This window comes from Winogradskyella sp. MH6 (assembly GCF_022810765.1).
GTDB lineage: Bacteria > Bacteroidota > Bacteroidia > Flavobacteriales > Flavobacteriaceae > Winogradskyella.
This window is the reverse complement of record NZ_CP094494.1, coordinates 2,462,630-2,476,323: the sequence shown is the minus strand read 5'-3', so window position 1 is coordinate 2,476,323 and position 13,694 is coordinate 2,462,630. Positions and strand designations below refer to the sequence as shown.

Genomic DNA, 13,694 nt, shown 5'->3' with positions numbered 1-13,694 from the left:
AAAAAAGCCGCTTAATTAAGCGGCTTTTTTGTTTCTATAATTTTAAATTAAATCCAAGGTTAACACCTCGACCTCTCGTGCTATATCCAAATAATTCTTGATAATCTTCATTAAGAATATTAGTAACGTTAGTAAAAAGTAATAGCTTATTTTTTAATATTGAATGACTTACATAAAAGTCTAATAAACCGTAAGATTCTAAAGTCACTATTTCATTTTCAAATGTTGGACTATTATAAAAAGTATCCTCTCGCTCGTCATTATATTGGTAGGATAAACTCATTTGAGTTTGTTTTGAAAATGCGTAATCGATTCTCGCATTCGCCTTTATTTCTGGGATTCTTAAGCTTAAATCTTCGTCTACAGATGTATAAGTGGCATTTAGATTAACATCTAACCCTTCGACTATTCTAGCCTTCGCTACAAACTCTAAACCACTTGCCGTAAAAGATTCCGACACATTTTGATATTGATAAACAAAACTACCTGTATCTAAAAAATCTATAAAATTGTCTTCGTTTCTGTTAAAATATACAAGGCTAAATGTTGCCTTATCTTTTATAGACACTTCTGCTCCAACTTCAATGGTTTGATTTTCTTCTGGCTTTAAATCAGCATTACCATAACTTGTCTCAAACAACTGATATAAAGACGGAGTTATAAATGCCGTGCTATAACTTGCTAAACCTTTAATGTATCCAAAATCTACATCAAACTTATAAGAAGGATTAAGGTTGTATACCAAATGGCTGCCATACTCACTATGATTGTTTAATCTTAGACCTGCATTAACGTTTAGGCCAAAATCTGAAACATAAACCACATTCGCATAAGGGTCTGTAATTGTAAATTGTGCATTATCAGGACTTATAGCTTGGCTAAAATTGGTTTCTCCAAAAGGAATAGAAAAACTTTCCATCTGATTATCCTGATAATTTAATCCTATTACGGTATAAAAGGCATCATTAAAGTTGTAACGATTGTAGGCATCTACAACTATACTTTGAGCATTAAATATAGATGGGTAACCAGATTTAATTTCGCGTTCTACATCATTATAAGCTGCATTAACAATAATGCTTCCTTTGTTATATTTAAACTCTGGCGACAATCCCAATCGATACTGTTTAGATAAAGTAACATTATCTGCATCCATCATACCAAAACTGTCATCAAAATCTGCTTTGTAATTATCAAAACTTCCGTAAGCATTCAACTTAAAAGTATTATTAAACTTATAGCCAAGTTTTAAATTACCATTGTAACTATTAAAAGCATCGGACTCTGTTCCGCCATCAATAGCAGACAAGCCATCTGTATATTGTTGCCCAAAACTTGCGAGATAATTAAACTTACCCAAACTTCCATTTACCGAGACACTGTTTCTAAAGTCTTCTAACGCATAATTATCTTCATCAGACGATTGATTAGTACCAAGTGTACTTCTTAAATTTAGATTGAAAGCTTTTTTAGAAGGTTCTTTTAATTTAATGTTAATCACTGCTGTTGCAGCACCTGTACCATAAAGCGTACTAGAAGCTCCTTTTAAAATTTCAATAGATTCAATTTGATCAGCATTGAGAAAACGTAAATCGTAATCATTTGCAATTTGAGATGGATCTGTTAGCTGTACTCCATCAATCATAATTAATACCTGACGATTTCTACCTCCTCGGATAAAATAACTGAGATTCTGACCAGCATTACTGCGAACTCCGTTAATTTCTACACCAACAGTTCTACCAATAATTTCTGCAACTGATTGCCCTTGTAGTTTTTCTAATTCTTGGGAGGTGATTTTTGTGATGACTTTACCAGAATTTTCACGCTTCAACGCAAAACGCGAATCTGATAATACAACTTCATCTAGTTTTTCTACTTTAACCGAATCCTGCTTAATTTGTGCAGATCCAATTGTGAACATACTTAAACCTAGTATGCTACAAAACAATTTTGTTTTGTTCATTTAATACATTAATTGCTCGAGAGAACATACAGCGATACTGAGTAAGGTTTTATAAAGACCAAAATCTCAATTACCGAGTAAACTTTTATCCCGAAAGTTTGACTTCTTTGTTGAAATTGGCAGGTCTCCTGACTTGCGTCTTGCTGTTGGTCTTCCCAGAAAAAAATTCCAGTGACATTGAAGGTAACAACAAGCTTTGTAGCTTACAGTTGCGGGAACAGTTTTGGATTTTCACCAAATTCCCTTTTAATTCATTCAATAAAAATTGAATAAAACCAGATTTCGGCGCAAAAATAGTGTAATCTTAAAAATTGAAAAGTTTATTCGTCTTTTTTCTTATTCATTTTATAAATAAGATAAATAAATCCAACTAAAAAATGTGCAATTATAATTCCTGCAACAATATATATGGTTAAATTTGAATCGTCTCTCATTATTGAAGTTTTTACAAAATTATGAAGAACCATAACTGCATAAAGTCACTTATGTTACATATAAAAACCTATCTAATCCTTCTGTTATTTGTTATCAGCTTTTCCTGTAAAGACAATACTTCAAAAGAAGAATTATCTAACCAGCGGATTGAAACTTCAAAACTTAAATATGCTGAAGGCTTTACGTTTGAGGACTATTCTGACTATAAAGTATTAACCATAAAAAACCCTTGGCCAGAAGCTAAAAAAACATATAAATATCTTATTGCTTCTAAAGAACAATTAGCTAAAATGACCTTTCCGAGTGATGCTTACGATGGTGTAATTACGGATAATATTACAAAACTTGTTGTAACTTCTACAACACATATTCCTGCACTAGAATTGCTAGATGTAGAACAAACTTTAGTAGGATTTCCAGGTGCGGATTATATATCGTCTGAAAAAACAAGAAAACGTATTGATGATGGACTAGTTAGAGAACTTGGTAAAAACGAAGGTATTAATACAGAAGTGTTGTTAGAACTAAACCCAGACGTTGTTATCGGATTTGGCGTAGATGGTGTTAACAAAACTTTTGAAACGATTAGAAAATCTGGTATTCCGGTAATTTATAATGGTGATTGGGTAGAGTCTTCTGCACTAGCTAAAGCAGAATGGATTAAGTTTTTTGGAGTACTGTTCAATAAAGAAAAAGAAGCAGATTCTATTTTTAATAGCATTGAAAGCGACTATTTAGAGGCTAAAAAAATAGCTGCTAATGCAAAAAAACAGCCAACCGTTTTGAGTGGTGCAATGCATAAAGATGTGTGGTATTTACCAAATGGCTCTAGTCCAGAAGCACAATTTTTAAAAGATGCTAATGTTAATTACTTATGGAGTGACACCTCTGGAAACGGAAGTTTAGCACTAAGCTTTGAAGTGGTTTTAGAAAAAGCCAAGTATGCTGATATTTGGTTAAGTCCATCCTACTATTCCAGCTACAAACAACTTGAAAAAGCTAGTGAGCTATATACCAACTTTGATGCTTTTAATAATAAGTCAATTTATTCGTTTGTTAACACTACTGGTGCAACAGGTGGCGTTATATATTATGAATTGGGAACTGCAAGACCAGATTTGGTTTTAAAAGATCTTATTAAAATATGTCATCCCAACTTATTAAAACAATACACACCTCATTTCTTTAAATCTCTTAACTAATTGTATAATTCCCAAACATATCAATTTCAGTATGCATTACTAGTAGTAATACTTATTGCCTGCTTTTTTATTAATATTAGTTTAGGTTCTGTAAATATCCCTTTAAGGAGTATAATTGGTAGTCTGTTTGGCAATATTGATAACACAACATGGGAAGTTATAATAACTAATTACAGATTGCCTAAAGCTGTAACATCAATTTTAGTTGGCTCTGGACTTGGAATTTCAGGATTATTAATGCAAACTTTATTTAGAAATCCATTAGCAGGTCCATTTGTTTTGGGTATTACATCTGGTGCTAGTTTAGGTGTAGCGTTAATAATTTTAGGATCTGGTTTATTTGGAGGATTCTTCGCTACAGCCTTAATCTCTAAATGGAGTATTGTCATTGCAGCCAGTCTTGGTAGTTTCTTGGTATTGTTAGCGGTTTTAGCTGTATCGCATAAAGTTAGAGATACTATGGCCATACTTATCATAGGCTTAATGTTTGGAAGCATTACTGCTGCTGTAGTAAGTGTGTTATCCTATTTTAGTTCTGCAGAACAATTGCAGCAATATGTTTTTTGGGGTTTTGGTAGCTTAAGCAATTTATCTTGGAAAGAACTCAGCATTTTCTTCTTAATATATCTCGTTGGTATGATTTTGAGTATTATGTCAATAAAATCATTGAACAGCTTATTACTAGGTGAAAATTATGCCAAAAGTTTAGGTATTAATCTAAAACAAAGTCGATTTATAATTATACTAGCTACAAGTTTAATTGCAGGAACCATTACAGCATTTGCTGGTCCAATTGCTTTTATTGGCTTGGCCATTCCTCATTTAACACGTCAAATTTTTAAAACCTCTAATCATAAAATTCTATTACCAGCAGTATTTTTGTTTGGTGCAATCACCATGCTTATTTGCGATAGTATAGCACAGGTTCCTGGTAGCGATTACACCTTACCTATTAATGCAATAACCGCTTTAGTTGGTGCTCCTGTTGTGATTTGGCTGTTGGTTAGACAACGTAAAATGATGTTTTAATGCCAGAAGAAAAGAAAAATATCATACTAAAAGCCAAAAACCTATCTATTGGTTACAAGACCAAAAAAGGAGAGGCAGTCATTTCTCAAAATATCAATTTTGAATTAGAAAAAGGACAACTTATTGGCTTGGTTGGAGCTAATGGTATTGGTAAGTCTACACTTTTAAGAACGCTAATTAAAGTTCAACCTGCACTATCTGGAACAGTACTTTTAAATGATACAGATTTAAAATCGATATCGTCTTTAGACCTAGCTAAACAACTAAGTATTGTTTTAACCGAAACATTAACTTCAAAAAACCTCTCTGTATACGAACTCATCGCTTTGGGAAGACATCCTTACACCAATTGGGTAGGTAGTTTAACTTCAAAAGATATTGAGATCGTTGAAAATGCATTTAAGCTGGTTAATATTTCAGAACTTAGAAACAAAAAATGCTACGAGCTAAGTGATGGACAACTACAAAAAGTAATGATTGCACGTGCTTTAGCACAAGACACAGACATTATTGTTTTGGATGAACCCACTACGCATTTAGACATGTATCACAAAGCGTATATTTTAAAGTTACTTCAAAAATTAACAAAAGAAACAGGTAAAACCATTTTATTTTCGTCTCACGAAATTGACTTAGCTATTCAAATTTGTGACACTATGATAGTAATGCGAAAAGAAAATGTTGTTTATGATCAACCATGCAATCTTATTTCTCAAGGTATTTTTGAATCTCTTTTTCCTGATGATTTAATTTCTTTTGATAATATCTCTGGAAGTTTTAGAGTAAAGAAATAGTCCTCTTTTCTTCTAATTTCTCACTATAGACTTAACACTAAATCTTTATCTTTGATAAATTCTCTTTTACAAACATGAACGACACACTTATTCTCTTAATTGCCATTATTATTTCTGCCATTGTTGGTGCTTACCTTGGTATGCTTTTTACAAAACTAAAAAGCAAAAGCGAGCAAAGTACTTTGGAAGAACGTCAAAGTCAATTAAGTATAACTATTAACGACCTCAAACAAAATATTTCTAAAATTGAATCTGAACGCGAAGAAATTAGAAGAGAAAAAGAGTTTTTAAATGCAGAATTATCTCGAAAAAATACAGAATATGAAAATCTTCAGGAACAGAACTTAAAACGAGACGAAGAACTTGCCAAACAACAAGAACAGCTTAGAAAAGATTTCGAATTGATGGCCTCTAAAATTCTGGATGAAAAGTCCGAGAAATTCACCATTCAGAATAAAGAGAACATTAAAAACATTCTTAATCCTTTAGAAGAAAAAATAAAAACCTTTGAAAAGAAAGTCGAGGATTCTCAAAAGGAAAGCATAAGCATGCATTCGGCTTTAAAAGAGCAATTATTAGGTCTAAAGGATCTAAACCAACAAATGGCAAAAGAGGCAACCAACCTCACAAAAGCTTTAAAAGGAGATAGTAAAACCCAAGGAAATTGGGGCGAATTGGTATTAGAACGTGTTTTAGAAAAGTCTGGTTTAGAAAAAGACCGTGAATATTTTGTACAGCAAAACTTTCAGCGCGAAGATGGCTCTCGCGTTATGCCAGATGTGGTGTTGCATCTTCCGGATAACAAAAAAATGATAATAGACTCCAAGGTATCCCTAACCGATTATGAACGTTTGGTGAATGCTGAGGATGACGAACGTGCACTCTATTTAAAAGCACATGTTAACTCTATAAAAAAACACGTAGATCAGCTGTCGGCTAAAAACTATCAGGATTTATATGATATTGAGTCGCCTGATTTTGTTTTAATGTTTATCCCAATAGAACCCGCTTTTGCAGTTGCTATAAATGAAGACAATACACTGTACAACAAAGCTTTTGAACAAAATATAGTTATCGTTACACCTTCTACCCTTTTGGCTACATTACGCACCATAGATACCATGTGGAATAACGAAAAACAACAGCAAAACGCTATAGAAATTGCTAAACAAGCTGGTGCGCTTTATGATAAGTTTGAAGGTTTAGTCTCTGACTTAACTGGCGTTGGTAAAAAGATTGATGCTGCTAAAAGCGACTACTCTGCTGCGATGAACAAATTGGTTGAAGGTAAAGGCAACCTTATCTCTAGAGTAGAAAAAATCAAGAAAATGGGTGCTAAAGCGAAAAAAGCGCTTCCTGAAAGTATTATTAAAAGAGCTTCAGAAGATGATATCTAAAATATTCCTAAATTAAGGCATAATTAAAAATATTACGTTTTAAAGGCATATATTTGCTTATTCCGTTTTAAAGGCATATATTTGAATCTAAATATATAAATATGACAAGTGTAATTACTGGTGATATTATCAAATCCAGAAATATTAAGGACCAAAATATTTGGATGGAGCAATTGAAATATGCTCTTAATATGCTATCATCTGATAAATCTTACTATGAAATTTATCGTGGAGATAGCTTTCAATATGAATGCAGAGATATTTATGATAGTTTTAAACATGCGGTATATATAAAATCCTGTATTAAAACTATTAAAGGTTTAGATGTAAGGATGTCTATCGGTATCGGAACGAAAAATTACGAAGGCAATACCGTAAGTGAATCTAATGGAGAGGCATTTGTATATTCTGGAGAAACTTTTGAAACCCTAAAAAAAGAAAAGGTAAATCTAAAGGTTAAGACCAAAGATTTTGTACTTAATGAAGAGTTGAACTTATATTTTAAACTTGCACTGATTGCAATGGATAATTGGACTACAAATTCGGCTGAAATTGTAAAGCTTAGCATAGAAAATCCAACCATGATACAAGTAGAATTAGCAAAACTTATTGGTATTAGTCAAGATGCAGTAAGCAAGCGTCAAAAAAGAGCTTACTTAGATGAAATATTGGAACTGGATAAACTGTATAGACAAAAAATAGATCAGATATGAATCTAATAATCTTAAAACTCATACTTGCCCATATTTTGGGAGATTTCTTTCTTCAGCCGCAAAAATGGGTTAAGGAAAAAGAAAAAAAGAAACTAAAGTCTAAGTGGTTATACGTTCATGTTGCTATACACATAGCTTTAATGTTCCTATTGGTTTGGGATTTTTCGTACTGGGTTTTAATTCTGTTAATTGGTACTTCACACTTCATCATTGATGCTCTTAAGCTTCTTCTGCAAAAGAAAAAGACAAAACGATTTTATTTTTTTGCAGATCAAATTCTACATCTAGCAGCTATATTTCTTTTAACCACAGCAATGTACTATGAGGATATTGCACCATCATTATCTATAAGTACTTCAGCATTATTCTTAATAATTTGCTTAGTATTTCTAACGCAACCAACCTCTATAATAATGAAGATTATTTTCACAAAATGGAATATTTCAAAATATACTGAGGATAATGAATCTTTAAAAGACGCAGGTAAATATATTGGTATTTTAGAACGTCTATTAGTGTTTATATTCGTTATTGTAGGACATTGGGAAGCCGTTGGTTTTTTAATTACCGCAAAATCGGTATTTAGGTTTGGTGATTTAACCTCAACCAAAGAACGAAAACTAACGGAATACATCCTAATAGGCACACTAATTAGCTTCGGAATTGCTATAGTAGTTAGTCTATTATTTTTAAATCTAAAATCTTATGTATAAAACAGTAGACGCCTCAAGAATAGAAATCACACAATTAATGTTACCATCTAATACTAATTTTGGTGGTAAAATTCATGGAGGATACATTCTAAATTTAATGGATCAAATTGCATTTGCTTGTGCTTCTAAACACTCTGGAAGTTATTGTGTAACCGCATCTGTAGATACAGTAGATTTTATAAATCCTATTGAAGTTGGCGAATTGGTAACCATGAAAGCTTCGGTAAATTATGTAGGTACATCATCTATGGTAGTTGGTATTAGAGTAGAGTCTGAAAACATACAGACCAGTGTAAAAAAGCATTGTAACTCGTCTTATTTTACAATGGTTGCCAAAAACGAAAATGGCAAGCCTACAGAGGTTCCTGGTCTTATTATAAATGACAAAAATGAAGTAAAGCGATTTTTAAAAGCTATAAAGCGAATGCATACAAAACATCAACGTAAAATTGAGTTTGATAGTATTAATTTCTCACTAGAAAACTATCTTAAAGAATTGGAAGGGTATCGTGTAAAAGTTGAACTACCTGAACATTAGAAACTAAATAAAAAAGTCACTTCTTTAAAGAAATGACTTATATATGTAAATTGTAAGCATAAACGCTATTGTTTTATGAATCGCTTAGTCTGTGTTGTTTTTCCATCGGATAACTTAACCAAATAAACACCACTTTTCCAGCTAGATACATTTACCGAAGAGGATAACTGCGTAATAGTTCCTTTATGAACACGCTTACCCAAAACATCAAATACCTCAAGATTCATTTCATCGCTTCCTGTTGGCATAATAATATTTAATCTACTCTTTGCTGGATTAGGCGAAATAGAAAATTCAACATCTTGATTTTCAAAATCTTTTATGCTTAGCGAACCTGAAGCAGTAATGTTATCTAAATGCATTTCAGCATCTATAGCTTCACCTACCCATGAAGGGTTAGGGTTACTTAAAATTCTAAACTGAGTAACATTTGCAAGTGTGGCGTTTATATCTGTTCCTGCTGCACCACCATCTATTCCGTCAGAGACCGCAGTCCAATCTGAGGGTGTTATTGAAAACTCTGCCAAAATCCATCCATCACTTGGAGCAACAGTTACCACATTAGTTGTAGAAAATTTTCCTCCGCTTCCATTAATTGAAAGTCTTAGATTTATTGTATTAATTAGAGCTCTTACATTTAAAGTGATACTTTGTACACCTTCTGTCAAAAAATCGCCTGACCATTGGTTACCACTATTTCTTATAATCAATTTTGATCCGCTACCTGCACCATTACCATTGGTATAATCCCTTAAGTAGTTGTCACCAGCCCCATTAGGCCCATCATTTGCTACATTTTCGGTACCTGTACCTGATGGATCAACCCAATTTGCTGTTGTACCAACTTCAAAGTCATCAACCTGATTAAAAGCGACCTGAGCAGAAACACTAACAAATATCAAACAAAAAGAGAGTAAAAGTAAAGTTCTTTTCATAGGTGTAATTTTATACTAATGTAATAATTATTAGTAAATTGTATTAGCTTAATATTAAAAAATTAAGTCTTTACTATCAAAAAAGCCGCGATATTTAAATCACGGCTTTTCGTTTTATTTGCTCAAATACATCTTTCGTCTTGAGTATAAATCGTAGAATTCATCTTCCTTGAGGCTTTCTATGAATAAAATACTCTCACCTGTACTTTTCATTTCTGGTCCTAATTTCTTATTCACATTAGGGAATTTATTAAATGAGAATACTGGTTGCTTTATAGCGTAGCCTTTTAACTGAGGATTAAACTCAAAGTCGGTAACCTTCTTCTCTCCAAGCATTACTTTAGTGGCATAGTTTACGTATGGTTCCTTGTAAGCTTTTGCAATAAATGGTACTGTACGAGATGCTCTTGGGTTTGCTTCAATAATGTAAACTACATCATCTTTTATAGCAAACTGAATATTGATTAAACCAACCGTATTTAGAGCTAATGCAATCTTTTTGGTATGGTCTTTAATTTGCTGCATTACAAACTCACCAAGATTAAATGGTGGCAATGTAGCATTACTGTCACCAGAGTGTATTCCACAAGGCTCAATATGTTCCATTATACCAATAATGTACACGTTTTCACCATCACAAATAGCATCCGCTTCGGCTTCAATAGCTCCATCTAAATAGTGGTCTAACAACAGTTTATTTCCTGGTATGGATTTTAGAAGATCAATAACATGTTCTTCTAACTCTTTTTTATTAATTACAATCTTCATGCCTTGTCCACCAAGTACATAAGAAGGTCTTACCAGAATTGGAAAGTCTAAAACATCTGCAATTGCCAGAGCCTCATCTGCTGTTTCTGCTACATCAAATTTTGGATAAGGGATGTTGTTTTCTTTTAATAAGGTTGAAAAACTTCCTCTATCCTCTGCTAAATCTAAAGACTGGAAACTTGTGCCCATAATCTTTACACCATAGCGCTCTAATTTTTCAGCAAGCTTTAAAGCGGTTTGCCCACCAAGCTGTACTATAACACCTTCTGGTTTTTCATGCTGAATGATATCGTAGATATGTTCCCAAAATACAGGTTCAAAATATAATTTGTCTGCAATATCAAAATCTGTAGAAACCGTTTCTGGGTTACAGTTAATCATGATGGTTTCGTAACCACATTCTGATGCTGCTAAAACACCATGTACACAACAATAATCGAACTCAATACCTTGACCAATACGGTTTGGACCAGATCCTAATACAATAATTTTTTTCTTATCTGTAACAACACTTTCGTTAGCAACAGAAACTTGTCCATCTGCTGTTTCTACTTCACTTTCAAACGTTGAATAGTAATATGGAGTCTGTGCTTTAAACTCAGCAGCACATGTATCTACCAGTTTATAAACACGATTTATTTTAAGCTCTCTACGTTTGTTATAAACTTGGCTTTCAAGACACTTAAGCATATGAGCAATTTGACGGTCTCCATATCCTTTTTGCTTAGCTTCGAGTAATAATTCTCTATCTATCGAATCTATTGTATATTTTGAAATTTCTTTTTCTAACTGAAATAACTCTTCGTATTGCTTTAGGAACCACATATCTATTTTAGTGATTTCGTGAATACGACTTAAAGGAATTCCCATTTGTATAGCATCGTACAATACAAAAACACGATCCCAACTTGCATTGGCAAGCTTGTCTATAATTTGATCGTAGTTCTTATAGCCTTTTCCGTCTGCACCTAAACCATTACGTTTTATCTCTAATGATTGTGTGGCCTTATGCAATGCTTCTTGAAACGAACGCCCAATTCCCATCACCTCGCCTACTGCTTTCATCTGAAGACCTAAAGTTCTGTCTGATCCTTCAAACTTATCAAAGTTCCAACGTGGTATTTTTACAATTACGTAATCTAATGTTGGTTCAAATAATGCAGATGTAGATTTAGTTATCTGATTACTCAATTCATCTAATGTATAACCTAAAGCTAACTTTGCCGCAATTTTTGCAATTGGATAACCCGTTGCCTTACTTGCTAATGCAGAAGAACGTGATACACGTGGGTTAATCTCAATAGCAATAATTTCTTCCTCTTCATCTGGACTCACTGCAAATTGCACGTTACAACCACCTGCAAAATCACCAATACTACGCATCATATGAATTGCCATATCACGCATTTTCTGGAAAGTTTTATCAGATAATGTCATTGCTGGCGCAACTGTAATAGAGTCACCAGTATGAATACCCATTGGATCCATATTCTCAATGGTACAGATAATTACAACATTATCATTTTTATCTCTAAGAAGCTCTAACTCATACTCTTTCCAACCCATCATAGCTTTATCAATCATCACCTCATGTATCGGTGAGATTTCTAAACCTCTGGTTAAGGCTTCATCAAATTCTTTTTCGTCATATACAATTGATGCTCCTGCACCACCTAGCGTAAACGATGCTCTAATACATAACGGAAAACCATACTCTTGAGCTATTTCTTTTCCTTTTAAGAACGACGTTGCTGTAGCTTGTGGCGCCATACCAACACCAATCTCTAACATTAATTCTCTAAACTTCTCTCTATCTTCAGTAATGTTAATGGCATCAATGTTAACACCTATTATCTCTACTCCAAAGTCTTCCCAAATTCCTTTTTCGTCTGCTTCTATACATAGATTAAGAGCTGTTTGTCCACCCATTGTTGGAAGTACTGCATCAATATGAGGATGCTCTTTTAGTATTTTTACAATAGATTTAGTCGTTAACGGCAACAAGTAAACATGATCTGCCATAGCAGGATCTGTCATGATTGTTGCTGGATTAGAATTTATAAGAATTGTTTCTATACCATCTTCTCTTAACGAGCGTAGAGCTTGAGATCCAGAGTAATCAAACTCACATGCTTGACCGATAATGATTGGACCAGAACCAATTAATAATATAGATTTAATGTTTTTGTTTTTAGGCATGGGATTGTCTTTTGGTTTGCAAAAATAAATATCGATAGGGTATAAAAAAAGGCGTTACACCTAAGTAACACCTTTAAAATATTAACAATTGTTAATCATTATTTTTTATGTCTTAATTCTGAAGATACAGACAATTTCTTTCTTCCTTTAGCTCTTCTACGTGCTAAAACTTTTCTTCCGTTAACAGAAGCCATTCTTTCTCTGAAACCGTGCTTGTTTCTTCTCTTTCTTTTTGACGGTTGAAACGTTCTTTTTGGCATTGTCTTATATTTTTAAAATCCTGAATTCTTAAATTTAATCTATAAAGGTTCTCTCAAAAACCGGGTGCAAATATACAACAACTTTTTGCTTTAGCAAGTACTATTTTCAAAAAAATTTTATTTGTTTTTATTACCTTTGCTCACTTCAATATTTAAACCATAAAAATGTTCAACAAAAATATAAAATTAGTAATAGCTGCATTAATTATTGGGTATGCCATATATCAATTTACCGAAGGATACATTGGTAATGGTATAATGTACATATTACTTTCAACCATATTTATTTTCCTTTATTTTAAAAATGAAATGATTCTTTTGGCTTTCTTTAAATTGCGTAAGCAAGATTTTGAAGGTGCTAAAAAATGGCTAGACAAAATAAAGAATCCTGAAGCTTCTTTAGTTAAGAAACAACAAGGGTATTTAAACTATCTTAATGGTATCATGGTTTCTCAGACAAATATGAACGAAGCTGAAAAATACTTTAAAAAGGCTATTGGTCTTGGCTTATCTATGGATCATGATTTAGCAATGGCTAAATTAAATTTAGCTGGGATTGCTTTTTCTAAACGAAGAAAACAAGAAGCTCAAAAATTATTGGCTGAAGCTGAAAAGCTCGATAAGCGTGATATGCTTGCCGATCAGATAAAAATGATGAAGCAACAAATGAAAAAGGCTTCTATACCAAGACAACATTACGGACAACCAACTTCTGCCAGACAAAACAGAAGAAGCAAAAGATAGT

At 33.0% G+C, this 13,694-nt stretch carries 12 protein-coding genes and 1 riboswitch; of the genes, 8 read left to right on the top strand and 4 right to left on the bottom strand.

Annotated features, from left to right (window positions below):
• Positions 1-34: 34 nt before the first annotated feature.
• The gene (locus MST30_RS11115; RefSeq protein WP_243471484.1) at positions 35-1,924 is read right to left on the bottom strand and encodes a TonB-dependent receptor plug domain-containing protein; all 1,890 of its coding nucleotides are present in this window, start codon (positions 1,922-1,924) and stop codon (positions 35-37) included.
• Positions 1,925-2,067: 143 nt separating this feature from the next.
• Positions 2,068-2,262: riboswitch (cobalamin riboswitch) on the bottom strand.
• Between the two features lie 159 nt (positions 2,263-2,421).
• Here MST30_RS11115 and MST30_RS11110 point away from each other — a divergent pair.
• From MST30_RS11110 to MST30_RS11080, 7 genes are all read left to right on the top strand, one after another.
• On the top strand, positions 2,422-3,603 hold the full coding sequence (locus MST30_RS11110; protein WP_243471483.1) for an ABC transporter substrate-binding protein: 1,182 nt from the start codon (positions 2,422-2,424) through the stop codon (positions 3,601-3,603).
• Complete coding sequence (locus tag MST30_RS11105; RefSeq protein WP_243471482.1) at positions 3,604-4,632, top strand: FecCD family ABC transporter permease; 1,029 nt, start codon at positions 3,604-3,606, stop codon at positions 4,630-4,632. It abuts the gene before it with no gap.
• On the top strand, positions 4,632-5,426 hold the full coding sequence (locus tag MST30_RS11100; protein WP_243471481.1) for an ABC transporter ATP-binding protein: 795 nt from the start codon (positions 4,632-4,634) through the stop codon (positions 5,424-5,426). Before MST30_RS11105 ends, MST30_RS11100 begins: the two co-directional genes overlap by 1 nt.
• Positions 5,427-5,500: 74 nt before the next feature.
• Positions 5,501-6,823, top strand: coding sequence for a DNA recombination protein RmuC (locus MST30_RS11095; protein ID WP_243471480.1), 1,323 nt, complete (start codon positions 5,501-5,503; stop codon positions 6,821-6,823).
• Between the two features lie 101 nt (positions 6,824-6,924).
• Positions 6,925-7,536, top strand: coding sequence for a SatD family protein (locus tag MST30_RS11090; RefSeq protein ID WP_243471479.1), 612 nt, complete (start codon positions 6,925-6,927; stop codon positions 7,534-7,536).
• Complete coding sequence (locus tag MST30_RS11085) at positions 7,533-8,249, top strand: DUF3307 domain-containing protein (protein WP_243471478.1); 717 nt, start codon at positions 7,533-7,535, stop codon at positions 8,247-8,249. Before MST30_RS11090 ends, MST30_RS11085 begins: the two co-directional genes overlap by 4 nt.
• Entirely contained in the window at positions 8,242-8,787 is a 546-nt protein-coding gene (locus tag MST30_RS11080; RefSeq protein ID WP_243471477.1) for an acyl-CoA thioesterase, read from the top strand. The genes MST30_RS11085 and MST30_RS11080 overlap by 8 nt, the downstream gene beginning before the upstream one ends.
• 65 nt (positions 8,788-8,852) lie before the next feature.
• On the opposite strand, the gene MST30_RS11075 is transcribed toward MST30_RS11080, so the two are convergent.
• From MST30_RS11075 to rpmH, 3 genes are all read right to left on the bottom strand, one after another.
• Positions 8,853-9,722, bottom strand: a complete 870-nt coding sequence (locus MST30_RS11075) for a T9SS type A sorting domain-containing protein (RefSeq protein ID WP_243471476.1) — start codon at positions 9,720-9,722, stop codon at positions 8,853-8,855.
• A 114-nt stretch (positions 9,723-9,836) separates the two neighbouring features.
• Entirely contained in the window at positions 9,837-12,689 is a 2,853-nt protein-coding gene (gene carB, locus MST30_RS11070; protein WP_243471475.1) for a carbamoyl-phosphate synthase large subunit, read from the bottom strand.
• Positions 12,690-12,787: 98 nt separating this feature from the next.
• Complete coding sequence (rpmH, locus tag MST30_RS11065) at positions 12,788-12,949, bottom strand: 50S ribosomal protein L34 (protein WP_138434274.1); 162 nt, start codon at positions 12,947-12,949, stop codon at positions 12,788-12,790.
• A 165-nt stretch (positions 12,950-13,114) separates the two neighbouring features.
• On the opposite strand from rpmH, the gene MST30_RS11060 reads away from it, so the two are divergent.
• A complete protein-coding gene (locus MST30_RS11060; RefSeq protein WP_243471474.1) occupies positions 13,115-13,693 on the top strand; it encodes a tetratricopeptide repeat protein in 579 nt (192 codons plus the stop codon).
• The last annotated feature ends 1 nt before the right edge of the window (position 13,694 follow it).

Excerpts from the sequence above, each read along its gene's own strand:
- MST30_RS11115 (WP_243471484.1), bottom strand. The coding sequence starts at position 1,924 with ATGTTCACAATTGGATCTGCACAAATTAAGCAGGATTCGGTTAAAGTA.
- MST30_RS11110 (WP_243471483.1), top strand. The coding sequence starts at position 2,422 with ATGAAGAACCATAACTGCATAAAGTCACTTATGTTACATATAAAAACC.
- MST30_RS11100 (WP_243471481.1), top strand. The coding sequence starts at position 4,632 with ATGCCAGAAGAAAAGAAAAATATCATACTAAAAGCCAAAAACCTATCT.
- MST30_RS11095 (WP_243471480.1), top strand. The coding sequence starts at position 5,501 with ATGAACGACACACTTATTCTCTTAATTGCCATTATTATTTCTGCCATT.
- MST30_RS11090 (WP_243471479.1), top strand. The coding sequence starts at position 6,925 with ATGACAAGTGTAATTACTGGTGATATTATCAAATCCAGAAATATTAAG.
- MST30_RS11085 (WP_243471478.1), top strand. The coding sequence starts at position 7,533 with ATGAATCTAATAATCTTAAAACTCATACTTGCCCATATTTTGGGAGAT.
- MST30_RS11080 (WP_243471477.1), top strand. The coding sequence starts at position 8,242 with ATGTATAAAACAGTAGACGCCTCAAGAATAGAAATCACACAATTAATG.
- MST30_RS11075 (WP_243471476.1), bottom strand. The coding sequence starts at position 9,722 with ATGAAAAGAACTTTACTTTTACTCTCTTTTTGTTTGATATTTGTTAGT.
- carB (WP_243471475.1), bottom strand. The coding sequence starts at position 12,689 with ATGCCTAAAAACAAAAACATTAAATCTATATTATTAATTGGTTCTGGT.
- rpmH (WP_138434274.1), bottom strand. The coding sequence starts at position 12,949 with ATGCCAAAAAGAACGTTTCAACCGTCAAAAAGAAAGAGAAGAAACAAG.
- MST30_RS11060 (WP_243471474.1), top strand. The coding sequence starts at position 13,115 with ATGTTCAACAAAAATATAAAATTAGTAATAGCTGCATTAATTATTGGG.